Origin of the sequence: Burkholderia sp. 9779_493 (assembly GCF_015712215.1) — a bacterium.
Classification (GTDB): domain Bacteria; phylum Pseudomonadota; class Gammaproteobacteria; order Burkholderiales; family Burkholderiaceae; genus Burkholderia; species Burkholderia cenocepacia.
The window spans coordinates 92,592-114,214 of the sequence record NZ_JACCQA010000019.1 but is presented as its reverse complement, the minus strand read 5'-3'; the positions used below and the strand labels follow the sequence as shown (position 1 = coordinate 114,214).

The 21,623-nt window shown below is 67.7% G+C and carries 20 protein-coding genes; 12 read left to right on the top strand and 8 right to left on the bottom strand.

Annotated elements, in window-relative coordinates; all coding sequences use genetic code 11:
• The first annotated feature begins 144 nt into the window (after window positions 1-144).
• A complete protein-coding gene (locus tag H0X95_RS20755; protein WP_006485063.1) occupies window positions 145-405 on the top strand; it encodes a hypothetical protein in 261 nt (86 codons plus the stop codon).
• A 157-nt stretch (window positions 406-562) separates the two neighbouring features.
• Here H0X95_RS20755 and hpnH read toward each other — a convergent pair whose 3' ends face one another.
• Window positions 563-1,723, bottom strand: coding sequence for an adenosyl-hopene transferase HpnH (gene hpnH / locus H0X95_RS20750; RefSeq protein WP_006480287.1), 1,161 nt, complete (start codon window positions 1,721-1,723; stop codon window positions 563-565).
• A gap of 12 nt (window positions 1,724-1,735) precedes the next feature.
• Complete coding sequence (ispH, locus tag H0X95_RS20745; RefSeq protein WP_006485062.1) at window positions 1,736-2,677, bottom strand: 4-hydroxy-3-methylbut-2-enyl diphosphate reductase; 942 nt, start codon at window positions 2,675-2,677, stop codon at window positions 1,736-1,738.
• A 402-nt stretch (window positions 2,678-3,079) separates the two neighbouring features.
• On the opposite strand from ispH, the gene H0X95_RS20740 reads away from it, so the two are divergent.
• On the top strand, window positions 3,080-4,267 hold the full coding sequence (locus H0X95_RS20740) for a glycosyltransferase (protein ID WP_006494339.1): 1,188 nt from the start codon (window positions 3,080-3,082) through the stop codon (window positions 4,265-4,267).
• A gap of 108 nt (window positions 4,268-4,375) precedes the next feature.
• Here H0X95_RS20740 and H0X95_RS20735 read toward each other — a convergent pair whose 3' ends face one another.
• Window positions 4,376-5,791, bottom strand: coding sequence for a hypothetical protein (locus H0X95_RS20735; RefSeq protein WP_059722167.1), 1,416 nt, complete (start codon window positions 5,789-5,791; stop codon window positions 4,376-4,378).
• A 108-nt stretch (window positions 5,792-5,899) separates the two neighbouring features.
• The gene (gene hpnA / locus H0X95_RS20730; RefSeq protein WP_006494341.1) at window positions 5,900-6,907 is read right to left on the bottom strand and encodes a hopanoid-associated sugar epimerase; all 1,008 of its coding nucleotides are present in this window, start codon (window positions 6,905-6,907) and stop codon (window positions 5,900-5,902) included.
• 152 nt (window positions 6,908-7,059) lie between these two features.
• Here hpnA and H0X95_RS20725 point away from each other — a divergent pair, with 152 nt between their 5' ends.
• The 3 genes from H0X95_RS20725 (at window position 7,060) to H0X95_RS20715 (ending at window position 9,805) form a co-directional block, all read left to right on the top strand.
• Window positions 7,060-7,356: an acylphosphatase gene (locus tag H0X95_RS20725; RefSeq protein WP_006480292.1), complete on the top strand. Its 297-nt coding sequence runs from the start codon at window positions 7,060-7,062 to the stop codon at window positions 7,354-7,356.
• A 16-nt stretch (window positions 7,357-7,372) separates the two neighbouring features.
• On the top strand, window positions 7,373-8,272 hold the full coding sequence (gene rarD / locus H0X95_RS20720) for an EamA family transporter RarD (RefSeq protein WP_043204482.1): 900 nt from the start codon (window positions 7,373-7,375) through the stop codon (window positions 8,270-8,272).
• Between the two features lie 408 nt (window positions 8,273-8,680).
• The gene (locus H0X95_RS20715; protein WP_006490174.1) at window positions 8,681-9,805 is read left to right on the top strand and encodes an OpgC domain-containing protein; all 1,125 of its coding nucleotides are present in this window, start codon (window positions 8,681-8,683) and stop codon (window positions 9,803-9,805) included.
• A 42-nt stretch (window positions 9,806-9,847) separates the two neighbouring features.
• Here H0X95_RS20715 and H0X95_RS20710 read toward each other — a convergent pair whose 3' ends face one another.
• Both H0X95_RS20710 and H0X95_RS20705 read right to left on the bottom strand, forming a co-directional pair.
• A complete protein-coding gene (locus H0X95_RS20710; RefSeq protein ID WP_006490170.1) occupies window positions 9,848-10,054 on the bottom strand; it encodes a hypothetical protein in 207 nt (68 codons plus the stop codon).
• A gap of 120 nt (window positions 10,055-10,174) precedes the next feature.
• On the bottom strand, window positions 10,175-11,695 hold the full coding sequence (locus H0X95_RS20705; RefSeq protein WP_006490183.1) for a peptide MFS transporter: 1,521 nt from the start codon (window positions 11,693-11,695) through the stop codon (window positions 10,175-10,177).
• Window positions 11,696-12,191: 496 nt separating this feature from the next.
• On the opposite strand from H0X95_RS20705, the gene H0X95_RS20700 reads away from it, so the two are divergent.
• The 7 genes from H0X95_RS20700 (at window position 12,192) to H0X95_RS20670 (ending at window position 20,072) form a co-directional block, all read left to right on the top strand.
• Entirely contained in the window at window positions 12,192-12,770 is a 579-nt protein-coding gene (locus H0X95_RS20700; RefSeq protein WP_006490124.1) for a cupin domain-containing protein, read from the top strand.
• 179 nt (window positions 12,771-12,949) lie between these two features.
• Window positions 12,950-14,563, top strand: a complete 1,614-nt coding sequence (locus H0X95_RS20695; protein WP_058902421.1) for a peptide ABC transporter substrate-binding protein — start codon at window positions 12,950-12,952, stop codon at window positions 14,561-14,563.
• An 11-nt stretch (window positions 14,564-14,574) separates the two neighbouring features.
• Window positions 14,575-15,513: an ABC transporter permease subunit gene (locus H0X95_RS20690; protein ID WP_006490137.1), complete on the top strand. Its 939-nt coding sequence runs from the start codon at window positions 14,575-14,577 to the stop codon at window positions 15,511-15,513.
• Window positions 15,514-15,526: 13 nt separating this feature from the next.
• Complete coding sequence (locus H0X95_RS20685) at window positions 15,527-16,429, top strand: ABC transporter permease (protein WP_006490122.1); 903 nt, start codon at window positions 15,527-15,529, stop codon at window positions 16,427-16,429.
• 2 nt (window positions 16,430-16,431) lie between these two features.
• On the top strand, window positions 16,432-17,424 hold the full coding sequence (locus H0X95_RS20680) for an ABC transporter ATP-binding protein (protein WP_048988809.1): 993 nt from the start codon (window positions 16,432-16,434) through the stop codon (window positions 17,422-17,424).
• Entirely contained in the window at window positions 17,421-18,440 is a 1,020-nt protein-coding gene (locus tag H0X95_RS20675) for an ABC transporter ATP-binding protein (protein WP_006490168.1), read from the top strand. Before H0X95_RS20680 ends, H0X95_RS20675 begins: the two co-directional genes overlap by 4 nt.
• Window positions 18,441-18,605: 165 nt before the next feature.
• Complete coding sequence (locus H0X95_RS20670; RefSeq protein WP_034178623.1) at window positions 18,606-20,072, top strand: OprD family porin; 1,467 nt, start codon at window positions 18,606-18,608, stop codon at window positions 20,070-20,072.
• A 61-nt stretch (window positions 20,073-20,133) separates the two neighbouring features.
• Here H0X95_RS20670 and H0X95_RS20665 read toward each other — a convergent pair whose 3' ends face one another.
• Both H0X95_RS20665 and H0X95_RS20660 read right to left on the bottom strand, forming a co-directional pair.
• A complete protein-coding gene (locus tag H0X95_RS20665; protein WP_006490157.1) occupies window positions 20,134-21,126 on the bottom strand; it encodes a DedA family protein/thiosulfate sulfurtransferase GlpE in 993 nt (330 codons plus the stop codon).
• Window positions 21,127-21,280: 154 nt separating this feature from the next.
• Window positions 21,281-21,550 carry a hypothetical protein gene (locus H0X95_RS20660; RefSeq protein ID WP_012493620.1) on the bottom strand — a complete coding sequence of 90 codons (270 nt, stop codon included), beginning with the start codon at window positions 21,548-21,550 and terminating at the stop codon, window positions 21,281-21,283.
• Window positions 21,551-21,623 lie beyond the last annotated feature (73 nt).

Genomic DNA, 21,623 nt, shown 5'->3' with positions numbered 1-21,623 from the left:
TCATACGCGTCCGATTCCATCGCGCGGCCGCGCGCCGTCTAATGCCATGACTGGAACCCGGCGTGTCCGGACGACGATCCATCCTCGCGTTTGCGACGAGCATGCGTGTCGGCGCGAACGCATTCGTTTCGGTCAGGAGGAGCGATGGCGCTATACAGGAGCGGCGGCTACTTCACGTGCGGAAGTGGCCGCGCATTCAGCGAGAATCTGCCGCCGGGCAGCAAGGTGACGGTGGCGGGCATCTATCGATGCACCGTATGCGGCGACGAAATCGGCATTGCGAAAGCGCAGACGTTGCCGTCCGAGGAAGCGCATCCGCACGATCTCGATCCGCCGTCCGACCCGCTGCTCGATCCGGGCCCGACCGCCTGGCAACTGATCGCCGCGGCGGAGTCGCGCAGCTAGGCAACCGACGCTCGGCCTCGCACGCAGGCGCGCAAGCGCTGCGCGTCACACGGCGTCCGTCAAAACAAAAAGCGCCACGGAGCGAATGAACTCCGTGGCGCTTTTTCGATTCCAGCCGCTGCGAAGGCGCGAACCTTCTCGCGGCGCAACGCGCGACTTAAGCGGCCGTTGCCGACTTCGCCGGCTTCTGCAGCTTGCCCTTGCCGGCGCGCTGGATTTCCTCGAGCTTGATCTCGACGTGGCGCGAGAACACGTACTCGGCCGGACGCTGCTTCGCGATCGAGATGTCCGGTGCGAACGGGCCGTCGGTCTTGATGCCCTTGCGGCTCACGCGCAGCGCCTTCAGCGGGTTCGAGATCGTGTCCATCACGGCCGTCGCCTCGAAGCCGCAGTGGACCATGCAGTCCGCGCACTTCTCGTAGTTGCCGACGCCGTAGTTGTCCCACTCCGTCGTTTCCATCAGTTCCTTGAAGGTCTTCACGTAACCTTCGCCGACCAGGTAGCACGGCTTCTGCCAGCCGAACACCGTACGCGCCGGGTTGCCCCACGGCGTGCACTTGTACGTCTGGTTGCCGGCCAGGAAGTCGAGGAACAGCGACGACTGGCTGAACGACCAGCGCTTGCCGCCTTCGCCGCGCTTCAGGATTTCGCGGAACAGGTTCTTCGTCTTGTCGCGGTTCAGGAAGTGCTGCTGATCCGGCGCGCGCTCGTACGCGTAGCCCGGCGACACGGTGATGCCGTCGACGCCGATCGGGCCCAGCGTGTCGAAGAACTTCGCGACGCGCTCGGGGATCGCATCGTTGAACAGCGTGCAGTTGATGTTCACGCGGAAGCCGCGGCGCTTCGCTTCCTTGATCGCCGCGACCGCCTTGTCGTACACGCCTTCCTGCGACACGGAATGGTCGTGCATGTCCTTGTCGCCGTCGAGGTGGACCGACCAGACGAAATACGGGCTCGGCTGGTAGTCGTCCATCTTCTTTTCCATCAAGAGCGCGTTCGTGCACAGGTACACGAACTTCTTGCGCTTCATGATGCCCTTGACGATTTCCGGCATTTCCTTGTGGAGCAGCGGCTCGCCGCCGGCGATCGACACGACGGGCGCGCCGCACTCGTCGACGGCCTGCAGGCATTCCTCGACGGACAGGCGCTGGTTCAGGATCGGATCCGGATAATCGATCTTGCCGCAGCCGTTGCACGCGAGGTTGCAGCGGAACAGCGGCTCGAGCATCAGCGCGAGCGGATAGCGTTTGTTGCCGGACAGGTGCTGGCGCACGATGTAGGCGCCGACACGGACTTGCTGGAGCAGCGGAATAGACAAGGGATGTCCTCCTTAAACTTCGCGGGCGACAGCTTGCGTGAGCTTCGCCGGCAACTTGAATTCGACTTTTTCTTCACGGCCCGCCATCGTCGCGACATCGACGGGCCCCAGCGCGCGCAGCGCGCTGATTACATCCTCGACCATTTCTTCGGGCGCCGACGCGCCGGCGGTCAGGCCGACCGTCTGCACGCCCGCGAACCATTCGGCCTTCACTTCCGAGCCGTCGGCGACGAGATAGCTCGGCACACCGCTTTCGGTGCCGATCTCGCGCAGGCGGTTCGAGTTCGAGCTGTTCGTCGCACCGACGACGAGCAGTACGTCAACCTGTTCGCTCAGCTCGCGCACGGCGGCCTGGCGATTCTGCGTGGCATAGCAGATGTCGCGCGTGTCCGGGCCGACGAGGTCGGTGAACCGGCGCTGCAGCGCTTCGATGATGCCGCGCGTGTCGTCGACCGACAGCGTGGTCTGCGTGATGTACGCGACCGGCGTATCGACGGGCAGCGTCAGCGTATCGACTTCGGCTTCGCTCTGCACGAGGATCACCTCGGCCGGAATCTGGCCGATCGTGCCCTCGACTTCCGGGTGGCCCGCATGGCCGATCAGGATCAGCCGGCGGCCCGCCGCGACGTACTGGCGCCCCTGCACGTGCACTTTCGTGACGAGCGGGCAGGTTGCGTCGAGCACGTCGAGCCCGCGCGTCTGCGCGTCGCGCTCGACCGTCTGGGCGACACCGTGCGCGCTGAAGATCGCGACAGCGCCGTGCGGCACCTCGTCGAGCTCCTCAACGAATCGTGCCCCTTTATTACGCAGATTTTCGACGACATGCCGGTTATGCACGATCTCGTGACGCACATAGACCGGCGCACCGTGCTGTTGCAGCGCGCGATCGACGATCTCGATCGCACGGACAACCCCCGCACAAAAGCCGCGGGGCTGGGCAAGGATGACTCGCATAGGTGAGCGAACTCCGACGACAGACGCCGGGGTTCGAGGAGCTGGCACTCGCTCGCTCGCCCCGGCTTGATGTTATGAAGGCAGGAACGAACCGGCCGGCCAGGCCCCGGAACCCCGAATTAATCGCGCATTTTAACCCTATCGGGCCGTCCGTGCTTTGGTGCTGTGTCGGCACCGTTGCAATTGCGGGAGAGCCGCGTCGGCGCTGGCGGGCGCGGAACCCAGTAAACTACGCGGTTTCGCGGGCGGCCGCTCCGGCTGCCCGGCGTCGCGCTCATTTCAAGGCCATTCGATGACCGTCGATTCTTACGCGTATTGCCCTTCCGCCCGGGCGGTTTCGGGCGTTTTGTTCCCGACCCCTATTAATTCCTACCCGGCCCGCGGGCGGCAGGAGGCAGGCCGATGATGCTGGCGCTTGCTTTCCTGGTGTCCGGCCTGTCGCTGGTGATCTGGATCGTGCTGCTCGTCGCGCGCGGCGGCTTCTGGCGCGCGCAGCCCGCGCGGCCGCTGCCGCCCGAGGCTCGCGGCGAGGCGGCCGAGGCGGGCTGGCCGGCCGTCGTGGCCGTGGTGCCGGCGCGCAACGAAGCCGACGTGATCGCTCGCGCGGCGACTTCGCTGCTCGAGCAGGACTATCCGGGCGAATTCCATCTGATCATCGTCGACGACCACAGCGACGACGGCACCGCCGACGCGGCCCGCGCGGCCGCGCTCGCGATCAACCGCGCCGACCGGCTGACGGTGCTGACCGCGAAGCCGCTGCCGGCCGGTTGGTCGGGCAAGGTGTGGGCGCAGTCGCAGGGGATCGCGGCCGTGCAGACGCTCGGCCTGCCGGCCGACTACCTGCTGCTGACGGATGCCGACATCGGCCATCCGCCCGACGCCGTCGCGCAACTCGTCACGCGCGCGCAGGCCGAGCGTCGCGATCTCGTGTCGCTGATGGTGCGGCTGCGCTGCGACTCGTTCTGGGAAAAGGCGTTGATTCCGGCGTTCGTGTTCTTCTTCGCGAAGCTGTACCCGTTCTCGTGGATCAACAACCCGCGCAACCGGACGGCCGGTGCGGCCGGCGGCTGCATGCTCGTGAAGCGCACGGCGCTGGAAGAAGCGGGCGGCATCGAATCGATTCGCGGCGCGCTGATCGACGACTGCAGCCTCGCCGCGCAGATCAAGCACCGCGGCAGCGGCCGCCATCCGATCCGGCTCGATCTCGCCGATCGCAGCGTGTCGCTGCGCCCGTACGACAGCTGGCGCGACATCTGGAACATGATCGCGCGCACCGCGTTCACGCAGCTGCACTATTCGCCGCTGCTGCTGGCCGGCACGCTGCTCGGGATGACGATCATCTATCTGGTGCCGCCCGTCGTCGCGCTCGCCTACGGCGCGCGTGCATGGCCGGCCTGGCTCGCGTGGGCGTCGATGTGCGCCGCGTATGCGCCGATGCTGCGCTACTACCGGCGCTCGCCGCTGTGGGCGCCCGCGCTGCCGCTCGTCGCGCTGTTCTATGTGGGTGCGACGTTCGCGTCCGCGTGGCGTTACTGGCGCGGCAAGGGCGGCCAGTGGAAGGCGCGCGTGCAGGCGCCGGTGGATCGCTGAACGGGGCCGGGAGGCATGCCTCCCGGCAGCCGGACAGCAAACAGCCCGATCGGTGCGAACCGGTCGGGCTGTTTTATTTTCTGCCGTGTCGTATACCGATGCCGGCGCTTACCGCTGGGTCAGCATCATGTACATCTGGACCACGACGTCCGGCGAGAACGTGAACGGCACCCAGCCGTAGCCCGTGTGGCGAGCGACCAGCAGACGGTCGCCGTTCGACTGCTTCTGCACGGCCATCATCGGGTTCTTCGTCGTCACGAAACGCCAGCCGGCCGGAATGCCGGGCGGCGGCTCCGGCTGCATCGACGCGCGTGCGTGCGCGAGTTCCTCGATCAGCTGGCCCAGTTGCTCCGGATGCAGCGTGATCGATTCGCCGTTGATGGTCAGCGTGAGTTCGTTCTGGGACGGGCGCGCGACGTGCAGCGTCGCCTTGTCGGCCGGCGCGGCAACGGTGTCGCTGTCGGTTTCGGTTTCACCCGCGGCGCCGGCTTGCGCCGCCGGGACGATCGCGGTTTCGGCGTCGGCGCCTGAAGTCGGCACTTCGGCTGCTTCGGCCGCAACCGGCGCGACTGCGTGCACGGCCGGCTCCGCTGCCGGCGTATCCGCCGGTGCCGGCTCGACGGCTTCGGCCGTCACCGCCGTGGCGGCCACCGCGTTCGTCGCGGCTTCCTTGACGACGGCCTCGACCAGCGCCTCGGCGTCGGCGATGGCCTTCGCGTGGTGCTGCGCGGCCGCTTCAGCCTGAGCGATCGCTTCGGTATGGCGCAGCGTGAGGGCTTCGGCTTCGGCGGTCGCCTCGGCGTGGCGTTGCGCGGCGGCTTCGGCCTGGGCGATCGCTTCGGCGTGACGCTGCGTGATGGCTTCCGCCTCCGCGGTGGCTTCGTCGTGACGCCGGGCGGCGGCCTGCGTGTCGGCGAGCGCCTGCGTGTGACGCTGGGCGAGCGCCTCGGCCTCGGCAATCGCGGCCATGTGGCGCTGCGCGGCTGCTTCGGCTTCGGCGGTCGCTTCCGCATGGCGCTTCGCGGCGGCTTCCGCTTCGGCGGTCGCCGCGGCATGACGTTGCGCGGCCGCTTCGGCTTCGGTCGCGGCGGCGTGATGGCGCTGTGCGGCGGCCTCGGCTTCGGCGATCGCCGCCGCGTGACGCTGCGACGCGGCTTCGGCATCCGCGTGACGTTGCGCGAGCGCTTCGGTCAGCGCGGTGGCTTCCGCATGGCGCTGCGAAGCGGCTTCGGCCTGCGCGGCGGCATCCGTATGACGTTGGGCGGCCGCTTCGGCGGCGGCGGTGGCATCGGCGTGGCGCCGCTGCGCGGCTTCAGCATCGGCGGCAGCGGCCGTGTGGCGCTGCGCGGCGGCCTGCGCGTCGGCTTCCGCCGCGGCGTGGCGCTCGGCCGCGGCCCGGGCTTCCGCTGCCGCGGCGCGCGCGAAGGCTTCCGCGCTGCGTGCCGCCTGCTGCGCGGCGTGGTGATCGTGGAGGAGCTGATCGACGCCCGTGGCGAGCGAAGCGATCTGATCGTTCAGGTTCATGCGTGTCTTCTCTGCGTAAGACCCGCGATTTTAACCGCTGCGCCGATGCCGGTCCGCGCGCGACGTGTAACAAAGTGCGCAAAGCGGCGCGAGGTGCGCCGCTTTGTGTTACTTGAGGTAGCCCGCCGAGCCGAACCAGTCCAGCGCATCGCGCAGCCCTTCGCGATACGGGCGCGCACGGTAGCCGAGCTCGCGCTCGGCTTTCGCCGACGTGAAATACATCTTGTTCTTCGACATCCGCAGCCCGTCGACGGTGACGAACGGCTCCTTCTTCGTGAACTTCGCGACCGCTTCGGCGCCGAGCGCGAGCGGGTACAGCGGCCAGCGCGGCAGCGCGATCGTCGGCGCCTTGCGGCCCGTCATCTGCGCGATGTCCGCGAGCATCTGCTGCAGCGGCAGGTTCTCGCCGCCGAGGATGTAGCGCTCGCCGATCCGGCCGCGCTCGAGGGCGAGGAAGTGGCCGTGCGCGACGTCGTCGACGTGCACGAGGTTCAGCCCCGTATCGACGAACGCGGGAATCTTGCCGAGCGCGGCCTCGACGATGATGCGGCCGGTCGGCGTCGGCTTCACGTCGCGCGGGCCGATCGGCGTCGACGGGTTGACGATCACGGCCGGCAGCCCTTCGTCGGCGATCATCCGTTCGACCGCGCGCTCCGCGAGCACCTTGCTGCGCTTGTAGACGCCGATCGCCTGCTCGGCCGTGAGCGGCCGGTTCTCGTCGGACGGATCGCCGGCGCTCGTCACCTTCAGCGTCGCGACGCTGCTGGTGTAGACGATCCGCTCGACGCCTGCCGCGCGGGCCGCGCGCATCGTCGCGACCGCGCCTTCGAGGTTCGCGCGCTCGATCTCGTCGGGGTCGGGCGCCCACAGCCGGTAGTCGGCCGCCACGTGCAGCAGGTAGCGCACGCCGCGCAGCGCGGCGCGCATCGACGCCTCGTCGCGCATGTCGCCGGTGACGATCTCGGCGTCGAGATCCGCGACGTTCGTGCGCGGGCTGGTCGGGCGCACCAGCACGCGCACCGCATAGCCTTTCTGCTGCGCGATGCGCGCGACGGCCGAGCCGACGAAACCGGACGCGCCGGTGACGAGAACGAGATCGCGGGAGGTATCAGTCATGCGTTTCCTTCAGGGCCGCGCGGGCGGCGCGGCGGTTGGGCATCGGCGAGATTGTACGTGGTCGGCGTGCGCGGCGACGCCCGGCCGGCGCGTGTGCGAAGCGGCCGACGCGACTACAATGCCGGGCTTGAATGCAACGGGAGGGCGACGCAATGAGCCGCAATGAGCTGGACGAACGGATCGAGACCTACTACGTGCGGGTGCGCGGCGTCGTGCAGGGCGTCGGCTTTCGTCATGCGACGGTGCGCGAGGCGCATGCGCTGAAGCTGCGCGGCTGGGTCGCGAATCTCGAGGACGGCACCGTCGAGGCGATGATCCAGGGCCCCGGCGCGCAGATCGACCGGATGCTCGCGTGGCTGCGCCACGGGCCGCCCGCCGCGCGCGTGACCGAGGTGACGTTCGAGGAACGCCGGACCGAGAAGCGCTTCGAACGCTTCCAGCAGCAGTAAGAGGCGCACAACGATCATGACGGGGTATCCGGAGGCGGGGCGCGGCCTCATGCTGTCGGTGATGGCGTCGACGCTGTTCGCGCTGATGTCGGCTTACGCGAAACTGCTCGCGCCGCTCACGGGCCTCGACATCTTCGCGTGGCGCGTCGTGTGGACCGCGCCGGGCGCGCTCGCGCTGATCGCGCTGCGCGGCCGCTGGCCGGCGCTCGTCGGGCTGGCGCGGCGCAGCGCGCGCGACTGGCGCCTGCTGATCGCGCTGCCGGTGAGCGCGGCGCTGCTCGGCGTGCAGCTGTGGCTGTTCCTGTGGGCGCCGCTGCACGGCCGCATGCTCGAAGTGTCGCTCGGCTATTTCCTGCTGCCGCTGACGATGGTGCTCGTCGGCCGCTTCTACTATCACGAGCGGCTCGACCCGCTGCAATGGGCGGCGGTCGCCTGTGCGGCGCTCGGCGTCGCGCACGAGGTGTGGGCGACGCGCGCATTCGCATGGCCGACGCTGGTCGTCGCGCTCGGCTATCCGCCGTATTTCGTGCTGCGCCGGCGCATCAACGCCGATTCGCTGGCCGCGTTCGCGATCGAGATCGCGCTGCTGTGCCCGATCGCGCTCGCGATGGTCGCGACGAGCACCACGCGCGTCGCCGGCCATCCGCTGCTGTGGGCCGTGCTGCTGCCGGGGCTCGGCATCCTCAGCACGCTGGCGCTGGCGAGCTACCTGAAGGCGAGCCGGATGCTGCCGATGGCGCTGTTCGGGATTCTCGGCTACGTCGAGCCGGTGCTGCTCGTCGTGGTGTCGCTGCTGCTGCTCGGTGAAACGCTGAGCGTCGCGCAGCTCGCGACGTACGGGCCGATCTGGATCGCCGTCGCGCTGACCGCGTGGCACAGCGCGATGCTGATGCGGCGGCTGCCCGCGCGCGGCTAACCGCATCGTCGCGATGCGCCGGCCGCGCGGAACGCGCCGCGCGTCGCGCTTCATCCGAGCGTCGAACACCGCGCGTTGTGTCGCCGACTCCCTCGATCCTGACCGCCAACTGGCGACGCGCTGACGCGAATCTGGCGACGCTGCCTGCTTCGCCGCGCAACGCTCGCGCTTGTAATCGAACAGAAGATTCGGTTGCACTTTGTTACTTAGGGTCTCCCCTGATCGGCTACTAGACTGGCCTGACCGACTTCCCTTCGTATGCAGCTTTTCCATGAACGGTCACCTCCGCGCCAAGCCGGCCGGGTTGGCGCGATGCGAGCATACGCGTATCGCCGCCGATCGCGCTCGCCTGCCTTTTCCCGATCCTTTCCCCGGTGCGCGCCGCACCGCCGTCGTGCAGGTGCGCTCATGTCGTTGAGCCCGCCGCCTTCCGTCACGGTCCAGCCGTCGCGCGGCGGCCGCCTGATCGAAATCGACTTCTTCCGCGGGCTCGTGCTGTTGATGATCGTCGTCGATCACATCGGCGCGAGCGTGCTGTCGCGCGTGACGCTGCACGCGTTCGCGCTGTGCGACGCGGCCGAGGTGTTCGTGTTCCTCGGCGGCTTCGCGACCGCGAGCGCATACGGCGCGATCGCCGAGCGGCACGGCGCGCGCGCCGCGCAGCGGCGTTTCGTGCGGCGCGCGATGCAGATCTACCGCGCGTTTCTCGCGACGTCGACGCTGATGCTCGTCGTGTCGGTGGTGCTCGATCACTACGGGATCGATGCGCCGAACCTCGCGCTCGACGACGTCAGCGTGATGCTCGCGTCGCCGCTCACGGGCGCCGCCGAGCTGCTGACGTTCCAGCGCCAGCCGTATCTGGCGTCGGTGCTGCCGATGTACGTGCTGTTCGCGCTCGCGTCGCCGGTGCTGGTGCCGTTCGCGCGGCGCCATCCGTGGCTGCTCGTGGCGCTCAGCGTCGCGTCGTGGCTGGCGGCGGGCTGGCTCGGCCCGGAACTGCTGGACACCGACGGTTTCCGCTGGAGCTTCAATCCGTTCGCGTGGCAACTGATGTTCGTCGCCGGCGTGCTCGCGCGCTGCCAGCCGTTCTACCGCCGCATCGCGCTCGGCCGCTGGGGCGCCGCGGCGACCGGGCTCGCATGCGCGATCGTGCTCGGCTGCGCGAGCTACAAGCTGTTCTCGGGGCTGCCGGTGCCGGAAGGCGTGCTCAAGCGCGATCTCGCGCTGCCGCGCGTCGTGAGCTTCGCGGCCGTCGCGTGGCTGATGGCCGATTGCGTGCGCTTCGGCTGGATCGCGCGGATCGCACAGGGCGTGCGGCCCGTCGTGGCGGTCGGCCAGCGCGGGCTGATCTGCTTCGTCGCGGGCGCGGCGATCTCGCTCGTGATCGATTCGCTGCTGCATCCGGCCGTGCGCAGCGCCGATCTGCGGCATGTCGGCGTGGGCCTCGTGGCCGACGCATGCGCGGTCGGGCTGATGATGGCGGTAGCCGGTTCGGGAACGTGGATCGCGCGATGGCGCGGCGCGGCGGCGTAGGCGCGCGACGGATGCGGGCGGCGCGGCAGGCGCCGCGCGGCGTCAGTGAGGTGAGCCGATACGGGAGCGGGGCGTGGCGGATGCGTCGTCGGATTCGGCGTCTTCGCGTTCGTCCTGCGCCGGGTCGTCGCGCTCCGCGAGGACCGCATCGGCTTCGGCCGCGGCCCGGGCGGCGCGCATCGCGGTGCAGCGCTGCGCGTGCCGGATGTCCGACAGAATCCTCAAAAGCCGCGTCGTCTTGCTTTTCATCGTGTTCTCCCGCCAGTGCGCATCGCGCGAAGCGGATGCGTTGCCTGCAACCAGTGTAGGACGCGTTCGCGTGTCTGGCGGGAGAATGTGGCGTGCGAGCCGCACGCCGAGGGATAGTCCTTACTGCGCGGCGGTGGCGGCCTGCGCCTGCAGCGCTTCTTCGCGGCGCTCGTCGGTGCAGCGCTGATGCTGGCGCGACAGGCGGTTCATCAGCGGCAGCAGCAGCAGCGCGAGCAGCATGCCGATCGCGGCGAGCCAGCCGAGCTTCTCGAACAGCGACAGGTAGAGCGGCAGCGATTCGGTGGCCGGCAGTTCGTGCGACGGCATCTGCGCGAAGTTCGCGACGACGCTGCCCAGATACTGCGACACGCCCGTCGCGACGAAATACGCGCCCATCATGAAGCCGCTCATGCGCGCCGGCACGTAGCGGGCGATCATCGCGAGGCCGAGGCCGCTCACCAGCAGCTCGCCGAGCGAGTACAGGCCGTAGCCCCACACCATGAACCACGACGACACGCGGCCGTCGACCGCGTAGCGGCCGCTGATCGTGAACACCAGGTAGCCGGCGGCGACCGCGCCGAAACCGAGCGCGTACTTCGCCGCGACCGGCAGGTCGCGGCCGCCCTTCGCGACGGCGTTGTAGACCCACACGAGCACCGGGCTCAGCAGCATGATCCAGATCGGGTTCAGCGCCTGGAACTGCGCGGCGCTCCACGTGAACAGCGTCGTGCCGAACAGCATGAAGCGCGGATCGACGTTGCGCAGCGCGAACAGCGTCAGCGACGTCGACATCTGCACGTAGAAGATGAAGAACAGGATCACCTGGCCGATCAGCACGAGCGCCGCGATCAGGCCCGCGCGCTCCGAGCGCTCCGACTTCGCGATCATGTACGCGAAGATCGCGAGGATCGCGAATGCCGCCGTCCACACGCTCGCGACCGCGAGCTGCTTGTGCTGCAGCACGTACAGCGTGATCAGCGCGAGCCCGACGCCGCCGGCCGCGACCGCGCCGAGGCGCTTCCAGCGGATCGGCTCGTCGTCCGGCTGCGAGCCGACGTGCGCGAGCGTGCGGTGCATCAGCATGAAGTTGAGGATCGCGAGCAGCATGCCGCCGCAGCAGACCGCGAACGCGGTGTGCCAGCCCCAGTGATCCTTGATCCACGGCGTCGCGAGCATCGACACCGTCGAGCCGATGTTGACCGCCATGTAGTAGATCGTGAACGCGCTGTCGATGCGCGCGTCGTCGCCTTCGTAGATGCGGCGCACGAGGTTCGCCGCGTTGGCCTTGAACAGGCCGTTGCCGACGACGATCACGCCGAGCGACGCATACATGTACGTCAGGTGATCGTTCGGCACCGCGAGCATCAGGTAGCCGGCGCACAGCACCGACGCGCCGATGATCATCGTGCGGCGGGCGCCGAGCACCTTGTCGCCGATCCAGCCGCCGATCGACGGCGCGGCGTAGACGAGTGCGGTGAACGCACCCCAGGTCAGGTTCGCGTGGCTGTCGGTGAAGCCGAGCCGGTCGACCATGAAGAGGACCAGGAGCGCGGCCATGCCGTAGTAGCCGAAGCGCTCCCACATTTCGATGAGGAAGACCGTCGTAAACGATCGGGTTTGGGAAACAGGTGAATGCATCATCAATCTCGTTGAAACGGACGGCACGGATCACGCGTCGTCTTGGGTCGAACTGGCGCCGGTGCACAATCGGCCGGATAGGCTTGTGCAGGCGATGGAACAGTCGGGCGGTTAGCCCGGGCCGGGGTCGGACACCGCCTGATGGGGCGGGGAAGGTCCCCGACCGGCGCGCGCATGGTAGCGGGTGCCGGTCCGGTGCGACAGGTGTGCGCTACCTAGGGAAACTCCCGATGTGGCAGCAGCTTTCAGCAACATTCGTCTCATCATCTAGTTGTAAGCATTGGCGCAGGTCCTCCGAAGATTCCCGGAGAGCCGCTTGCAGCTTGCCTGTGAAGCCGGCGAGTCTGGCAAGATAGCGCGTCGTTTCGTTCGCTTCGTGCCCTGTTTAGTGCACCAGGCTCAACACCGAAGACGTGTACGAACCCGAAGATTAAGCTATCTCTAATTAACTTAGTTACTTTCCATCAAACATTTTTTGACGATCACTTTTCGGCCTGCTATGGTTCCCCCCACTGAAAACTCGCGATCGGCAGACGCTGTCGCACTCGGCAGCAAGATTCGCGCGTTGCGCCAACGTCTGAAGCGCACGCTCGACGACACCGCTACCGCCGCGGGGATTTCGAAGCCGTTTCTGTCTCAAGTCGAGCGCGGGCTCGCGTCGCCGTCACTGACGTCGCTGGCCGGTATCGCCCACGCGCTCGGTGTGACGGTGCAGTACTTCGTGGATACGCCGAGTGAAGAACGCTCGGTCTGCCGAGGCGATCAGTTGCGCTTCTTCGGGTTCGCCGATTCGACGAACCTGTTCGCGAGGCTGACGAACGTGTCCGAAGGGCGCCAGCTGGAGGCGATCCTCGTGAGGATGCCGCCGGGGCAGAAACGGTCCGAGGTGACGACACATGCAGGAGAGGAGTTCCTGTACGTGATTGAAGGGGAAGTGTCGCTGACGCTGGAAGGCAAGACGTTCGTCCTGCAGGCCGGTGACAGTTCGCACTATCAGTCGACGGTCCCGCACAGCTGGGTCAACACCGCGAAGATCGAGTCGGTGGTGGTCTGGGTCGGGACACCGAGGCTGTTCTAACGCACAGGTATTCCTTCGTTTCTTCGACGGGATGCCTGTCGAAAGAAATGTAAGGAATACTAACATGCAATACGAGAACCACGGGCCTCCTCAATCGCTGCACCCGTCAGCGTCTCCCGCGTAAGCCGCGGCATCCGCCGCGCGACGCTCACCGAACACACCTTCTCAAGACTGCCACGATGAAATCCTTGCATGCCATGTCGGCCGTGCTGGCCGCGCTCGCCCTGACGGCGCCCGTCGCCCACGCCGTGACCGTTCCGTCCAACGTCACGCTCGCTCCGCAACAGGACCTGACGCGACAGGTGCCCGCCGAAGTCGAGTCGCTCGACCCCGCGCACATCGAATCGTGGACCGGCAACACGATCGGCCTCGACCTGTTCGAAGGGCTCGCGCGCATCGATGCGGCCGGCCAGGTCGTGCCGGGCGTCGCGCTGTCGTGGGAACGCAAGACGCCGCAGACGTGGATCTTCAAGCTTCGCCACGACGCGAAGTGGAGCAACGGCCAGCCGGTGACGGCCGCCGATTTCGTCTATTCGTGGCAGCGCCTCGTCGATCCGAAGACGGGCTCGAAATACACGATCCTCGTCGAGTTCATCAAGAACTCGAAGGACATCATCGCGGGCAAGGCCGCGCCGTCGACGCTCGGCGTGCGCGCCGTCGATCCGTACACGCTCGAGGTGACGACCGACGTGCCCGTCGCGTTCTTCCCCGAACTGACCGCGATGGCGCCGCTCGCGCCGGTGAACAAGGACGTGGTCGCGAAGTTCGGCGACGCATGGACGCGCCCGGGCAACATCGTCAGCAACGGCGCGTACCAGCTCGTCGACTGGCAGCCGAACAACCGCATCGTGGCGACGAAGGACGCGAAGTACTGGAACGCGTCGAAGGTCGTGATCAACAAGGTCACGTACCTGCCGATCGAAAGCGACGAAACCGCGATGCGCATGTACCAGGCCGGCCAGATCGACTACAGCTACTCGATCCCGTCGGGCATCTTCCAGCAGGTCAGCAAGCAGTTCGGCGCCGAACTGCGCCCGGGCCTGCAGCTCGCGACCTACTACTACTACCTGAACAACAGCGACGCGGCGCTGAAGGACAAGCGCGTGCGTCAGGCGCTGTCGATGGTGATCGATCGCGACGTACTGACGTCGAAGCTCACGCAGGCCGGCGAGAAGCCGATGTACGGGCTGATGCCGAACGGCACGAAGGGCGTGCAGCCGTTCACGCCGGAATGGGCGTCGTGGCCGATGGCCAAGCGCATCGCGACCGCGAAGGACCTGCTGAAGCAGGCTGGCTACTCGGACGCGAAGCCGCTGTCGTTCACGCTCACGTACAACACCAACGACCTGCACAAGAAGGTCGCGCTGTTCACCGCATCGGAATGGCGCACCAAGCTCGGCATCACCACGAAGCTCGAGAACGTCGAGTTCAAGGTGCTGATGAAGCAGCGGCATGACGGCAAGGTGCAGATCGCGCGCGACGGCTGGTTCGCCGACTACAACGACGCGATGACCTTCTTCGACCTGATCCGCTGCGGCAGCTCGCAGAACACCGTCGGCTACTGCAACAAGCAGATGGACGCGCTCGTCGACGAAGGCAACCAGAAGCTCGACGACCAGGCGCGCACCGCGCTGCTCACGCAGGCGCACGACATGGCGATGAAGGACACGCCGATGGTGCCGCTGTTCCAGTATTCGGCCGATCGTCTCGTGAAGCCCTACGTGGGCGGCTATTCGCTGAAGAACGTGATCGACATGCGTGCTTCGCAGGACCTGTACCTGATCAAGCACTGAGCGGAGCGATCATGCTGGCCTATGCATTGAGGCGCACGTTGTGGGCGGTGCCGACGATCCTCGCGGTCATCACCGTCTGCTACCTGCTGCTGCATTTCACGCCCGGCGGCCCGTTCGATACGGAGAAGCAGCTGTCCGCCGCGACGCTCGCGAACCTGAACGCGAAATACCACCTCGACGAGCCGCTGTGGAAGCAGTACCTGCTGTATCTCGGCTCGCTGCTGCACGGCGATCTCGGCCCGTCGTTCCGTTACGTCGACTGGTCGGTGAACGATCTCGTGAAGAAGGCGCTGCCGGTGAGCCTCGGCGTGGGCGGCGTATCGATCCCGGTCTCGATCGTGCTCGGCGTGCTGCTCGGCACCGTCGCGGCCGTGCGCCGCGACAGCGTGATCGACCGCTTCGTGATGCTGATCGGCAACTTCGGCAACGTCGTGCCGCCGTTCGTGCTCGGGCCGGTGCTCGTGTGGATCTTCGCGATCCTGCTGAAGACGTCGGCCGGCAACGGCTGGCTGCCGGCCGGTGGCTGGGGCGACGGCGGCTGGCAATACCGGCTGCTGCCGATCGTGCTGCTGACCTTCATCAACGTGTCGCTGCTCGCGCGCGTGATGCGCGGCTCGATGATCGAGACGCTGTCGAGCAACTACATCCGCACCGCGCGGGCGAAGGGCCTGCCGGGCTCGACGATCGTGCTGCGTCATGCGCTGAAGCCCGCGCTGATGCCGGTCGTGTCGCTGTTCGGCACGGTCTGCATCACGTCGATCACGGCGGCCGTCGTCACCGAATCGGTGTTCGCGCTGCCGGGCCTCGGGCAGCTCGTCGTGAACGGCGCGATCAACCGCGACTACACGCTGGTGCTCGGCCTCGTCGTGCTGACGACCGTCTGCGCGGTGCTGTTCAACCTGCTGGTCGACCTCGCGTACGCGTGGCTCGATCCGCGCATCCGTTATTGAGCGAGGCACAGCGATGACTCCGACCACTCCCGTCGTCGGCCTGCCCGTGCAGACCGATTCGCCGCCGCGTTCGCGCTCGCCGCTCGAGCTGGCGTTCGCGCGCTTCCTTCACAACCGCGCGGCCGTGTTCAGCCTCGTGCTGCTCGCGCTGATCACGCTCGCGTGCTTCGTCGGCCCGTGGCTGCTCGCGGCCGATCCCGCCGCGAGCGACTGGGGCGCGATCAGCCTGCCGCCGACCTGGGCGAACCAGCACTGGTTCGGCACCGACGAGCTCGGCCGCGACCTGCTCGTGCGCACGCTGATCGGCGGCCGCGTCTCGATCGAGGTCGGCCTGCTCGGCACGCTCGTGTCGGGCCTGTTCGGCGTCGCGTGGGGCGCGACCGCGGGCTTCGCGGGCGGCCGCGTCGACTCCGTGATGATGCGCGTCGTCGACATGATGTACGCGATCCCGTACCTGCTGATCGCGATCCTGATGATGACCCTGTTCGGCCGCTCGTTCATGCTGGTCGTGCTGACCATCAGCGCGTTCTCGTGGATCGACATGGCGCGCGTCGTGCGCGGCCAGACGCTGTCGCTGCGCAATCGCGAGTTCGTCGACGCGGCGCGCGCGATCGGCGTGTCGCCGGGGTCGATCGTGCTGCGCCACGTCGTGCCGAACCTGCTCGGCGTGGTCGTCGTGTACGCGACCGTCTCGGTGCCGAACATCGTGCTGACCGAATCGGTGCTGTCGTTCCTCGGCCTCGGCGTGCAGGAACCGATGACGAGCTGGGGCGTGCTGATCCAGGACGGCGCGCAGAAACTGGAATCGATGCCGTGGCTGCTGCTGGCCCCGGCCGTCATGCTGTGCGTGACGCTCTACTGCGTGAACTTCGTCGGCGACGGCCTGCGTGACGCGCTCGACCCGAAGGATCGCTGAAGATGGCAGCTCTATTGGAAGTGGAAAATCTCGGCGTGCGCTTCACGCGCAAGGATGCGCCGCCGATCGACGCCGTCAACGGCGTGTCGTTCTCGCTCGAAGCCGGCAAGACACTGGGCATCGTCGGCGAATCGGGCTCGGGCAAGAGCCAGACCGTGATGGCGCTGCTCGGCCTGCTGGCCGGCAACGGCACGACGACCGGCACCGCGCGCTACCGCGGCGACAACCTGCTCGACATGGATACGCGCGCATTGAACGCGGTGCGCGGCGACCGCATCGCGATGATCTTCCAGGATCCGATGACGTCGCTCAATCCGTTCCTGACGATCGAGCGGCAGATGACCGAGACGCTGCAGCTGCATCGCAGGCTGTCGCGCAAGGAAGCCACGAAGCGCGCGATCGACGCACTCGAATCGGTGCGCATTCCCGACGCGGCGCGCCGCATCCGCATGTATCCGCACGAGTTCTCGGGCGGCATGCGGCAGCGCGTGATGATCGCGATGGCGCTGCTGTCCGAGCCGGAAATCCTGATCGCCGACGAGCCGACCACCGCGCTCGACGTGACCGTGCAGGCGCAGATCATCGACCTGCTGCGCGAGCTGAACCGCGAGCGCGGCACCGCGATCGTGCTGATCACGCACGACATGGGCGTGGTCGCCGGCCTCGCGGACGACGTGATGGTCATGTACGCGGGCCGCACCGTCGAATACGCGCCGGCCGACTCGATTTTCGCGGCGCCGTCGCATCCGTACACGATCGGCCTGCTCAACGCGCTGCCGCGGCTGACCGATGCGGACGATGCGCCGCTCGTCGCGATTCCCGGCAACCCGCCGATGCCCGGCACCGCGCCGGCCGGCTGCGCGTTCGCGAAGCGTTGCACGTATGCGGAAGAACGCTGCGGCGCCGCGCGCCCGGCGCTCGAAACCTATGGCGCCGCGGGCGCGGTGCGCGCGTGCCACCGCCCGGTGGCCGATCTGACGGGAGGTCTGCGATGAGCGTCGATGAACGCCGCCCAGCCGGCGCGACGGACGACACGCTGCTGTCCGTCGAGAACTTGAAGGTGCATTTCCGCGTGCCGCTCGGCGGCTATCCGTGGTCGCCGAAGGGCACGCTGCGCGCAGTCGACGGTGTGTCGTTCGACGTGAAGCGCGGCGAGACGGTCGGGCTCGTCGGCGAATCGGGCTGCGGGAAGTCGACGCTCGCACGCGCGCTGATCGGCCTCGTGCCGATGACGGCCGGCACCGTGAAATGGCGCGGCCAGGCCGTCGCGCCCGATCACTTGCGCGGCACCGCGATGCGGCGCGAAGTGCAGATGATCTTCCAGGATCCGCTCGCGTCGCTCGACCCGCGCATGACGATCGAGCAGGTCGTCGCGGAGCCGCTCGTCACGCATCACGCCGGCCTCGGCCGCACCGAAGTGCGCCGCCGCGTGGTCACGATGCTCGAACGCGTCGGCCTGAACGCGCATCACCTGCTGCGTTATCCGCATGAATTTTCCGGCGGGCAGTGCCAGCGCGTCGGCATCGCGCGTGCGCTGATCGGCGAGCCGAAGCTCGTGATCTGCGACGAACCCGTATCGGCGCTCGACGTGTCGATCCAGGCGCAGATCGTGAACCTGCTGCGCGATCTTCAGCGTGAACTGTCGTTGTCCTATCTGTTCGTCGCGCACGACCTGGCGGTGGTGAAGGCCATCAGCCAGCGCGTGCTCGTGATGTATCTCGGCCGCGTGATGGAGTTCGGCACGCGGCAGGACGTGTACGGCGTGCCGCAACACCCGTACACGAAGGCGCTGCTCGATGCGGCGCCGACGCCGGAGCCGGCGCGCGAGCGTGCTCGCCGTCCGATGCTGCTGGCGGGCGAGATGCCCTCGCCGCTCAACCCGCCGTCCGGCTGCGCGTTCCGCACGCGCTGCCCGGTCGCGATCGACGCGTGCGCGCAGGACGTGCCGCTGCCGGAAGTACGGCACGGCTCGGCGGCGCGCGTCGCGTGCATCCGCGCGGGCGCGGCGTGATGTGAAGTGACGCAGCAAACATAACCAAGGCAGGTCAACAGGGGTAGGTGCGGCGCGAACGATCTTCGCGCCGCGGGTACAGGCGCGTCCTTAGCCGGGCTCGCCGGGGGGCTGGAAGCGGATCGCAACCGGCGTGGACGATATCAACACAAGACGAGAATGATGATGAAAAAGCAGAAGACGATCGGGACGGCATCGAAGATGCTGCTTGCATGGGGACTGCCGGCGCTCGCCGGCGTCTCGCTGACGGGTGTCGCGCACGCGGACGACGCGGTGCCGCTGACGGTCGCGCAGGCCGCACCGGCCGCCGGTACGGGCACGGCCGTTGCGCAGGCGCCGACCCAGAACGCCATTGTCAACGCCGAGGCGACCCAGGCCGTCACGCCGCCCGACGAGCCGTCGGCGCAGTCGAAATCGAAGGGCTTCATCGCCGACAGCCATCTCGACTTCCTGTTCCGCAACTATTCGGACATCCTCGACAACAAGGGCGGGCCGCACCGCCATGCGTGGGTCCAGGGCGTGATGGCGAACTTCGAGTCCGGCTATACGGCGGGCCTGATCGGCTTCGGCGTGGACGCGTCGCTGTACGCGGGCCTGAAACTCGACGGCGGCGCGGGCGCGGGCAACATGGTGCACGTGGCGAAGGGCGGCGGCGGGTCGAACCAGCTTGCATGGGCGTACCCGGGCATCTACGACGTGAAGGCGCGCATCTCGAACACGGTGGTCAAGTACGGTCTGCAGGCCGTCGACAACCCGTTCATGGAGCAGCACGACAACCGTGCGCTGCCGCCGACGTTCCTCGGCGCGACGATCGTCAGCAATGAATTCAAGAACGTGATGCTCGAGGCCGGCAGCTTCACGAAGACCGACGCGCGCGGTCATACGACGCTCACCAACCTGACGACGCAATACGGCGGCACGCGCGTCAATCGCCTGACCTACGTCGGCGGCACGTGGGACTACTCGCCGAACGGCGAAGTCGCGCTGTACGCGAACCAGGCCGACGACGTGTGGCACCAGTACTACGCATCGGTGAAGCACAGCATCGGCAGCCCGCAGACGATCAAGTGGACCGGCTTCGGCAACGTCTACTCGACGCACGACACGGGCGATGCGCTGCAGGGCAAGATCAACAACAACGCGTACAGCTTGTCGGTGGCCGCGCAGCACGGCCCGCACGAGCTGCTGCTCGGCTTCCAGCAGGTGCTCGGCGACCAGTTCTTCGACTACCTGAACGAAACGAACGGCATCTTCCTGACCAACTCGATGGACGTCGACTACAACGCGCCGCACGAAAAGTCGCTGCAGCTGCGTTACACGTTCTACGGCAAGGAAGCGGGCCTGCCGGGCTTCAAGGCGATGGTGTGGGGCGTGACGGGCTGGGGCGCGGACGGCAGCGCGGGTGCGGCGAACGACCCGAGCAAGTCGAGCATCTACTGGAGCAACGGCGCGCCGGTGCAGGGCCGTCACCACGAGTTCGGCTTCATCCCGTCGTACACGTTCCAGAGCGGCAAGCTGAAGGACACGAAGGTCACGTTCATCGCGATGTGGCACAACGGCTCGTCCCACTACTCGGACGCGACCAACAAGGAATACCGTCTGGTCGTGAACCTGCCGCTGCACGCGTTCTGATGCGAAGGGGGCGCAACGCCCCCTGTCCGGACCCGGTGCGGCCGGCCCGCGATCGGTGCGATCAGGCCGGCTTGTGCCATCCCGCTACGGCATCGTTCGCGGCGGGTGTTTCTTCCACGAGCGACGTGAGCTGGCGGCCCGTGTCGCGCCATGCGTCGAGGCCGCCGCGCAGCGCGAGCGCATCGGTGAAGCCTGCATCGAGCAGGCGCTTCGCCATCAGCGCGGCCGTCACTTCGTTCGGGCACGAGCAATAGACGACGAACTTCTGCGTGAGCGGATAGCGCGCGACGATATCGCCGATCTGGCGCTCGTCGGCGAACTGCGCACCGGGAATCGTGAACGGGTCGAGCTTGCGGTGCTCGGGCGAGCGGACGTCGAGCACCACCGGGGCGGCAGTGTCGCGCAGCAGCACGTCGAGCTCGTCGACGCCGATCCGCGCGTTCGCGAGCTGGCGGATCAGCGCGCGGCGGCGCATCCACCGCACGGCCGCATAGACGGCGAGCAGCGCGACGATCACCAGCAGCACCGCACGGCCGAGGCGGCTCGCGCCGGCGAACAGCCAGTCGATCTGCCGGTAGAACACGAGGCCGGCCATCAGCCCGACGATCGTCCACAGCGCGGCGCCGAGCGCGTCGTAGCCGGCGAACGTGCGGTAGCGCGTGCCGAGCGCACCGGCCATCGGCACCGACACCAGCGACAACCCCGGAATGAAGCGTGCGACCGCGAGCACGCGCACGCCGTAGCGGCCGAAGAAGCGCTCGGTCTTTTTCACGCAGGTATCGCGCGACAGCGACAGCCGGCAGATCGTCTTCAGCGTCGTGCCGCCGTAACGCCGCCCGGCGACGTACCAGACCGTGTCGCCGATCAGCGCGCCGAGCACGGACAGCGCCACGACCGTCACGAGTTGCGAGCCGATCATCGCCGGATGCATCGCGGACATCGCGCCGAACAGCACGAGCGTCGGCATCGCGGGCACCGGCAGGCCGATGGCCGCCGCGAGCACGTTGGCGAACACGAGAAGCGGCCCGTACTGGGCGACGAGGTCACGGAGCATGACGGCTGGCCGAAAAGGAAACGCGTGGGCAGGAAAGGCAGATGGGCCGATTATCGGCCTTTTTCAAGGCAGCGGCGGGAATGACGGAAAGCGCCTGACGGCGGCAGGGGGATGTCGGTGAGCCGGCGCGTGGCACGCGGCTCACCGTCCGGAATCAGGAAGGCGTGCGGGCGAGCGAGGCGGCGCCATGGTTTTCGCCGGGCAACTCGGCGCCGTGCGAGCGGATCGCCGCGATCAGTTCGGCCGGCGTGATCTCGTAGCGGACCTCGCGATGGATGCCGGGCTTGCGTTCGTCGATCTCGATCAGCAGCACGCTCTTGCCGTCGCCGGTCGCTTCGAGCCGGAGCGAGCGCAGTTCGCGGCCGTCGGCCGGGTCGTGTTCGGTGAGCAGGGTCATTGCCCCGGATGAGCCGGTAGTGCGCATCGAACCTATCCTCGTATCGTGTCGTGGATGCCGGAGCGGCAAAGATGTCTTTGTTGAATACGGCTTGACGCAG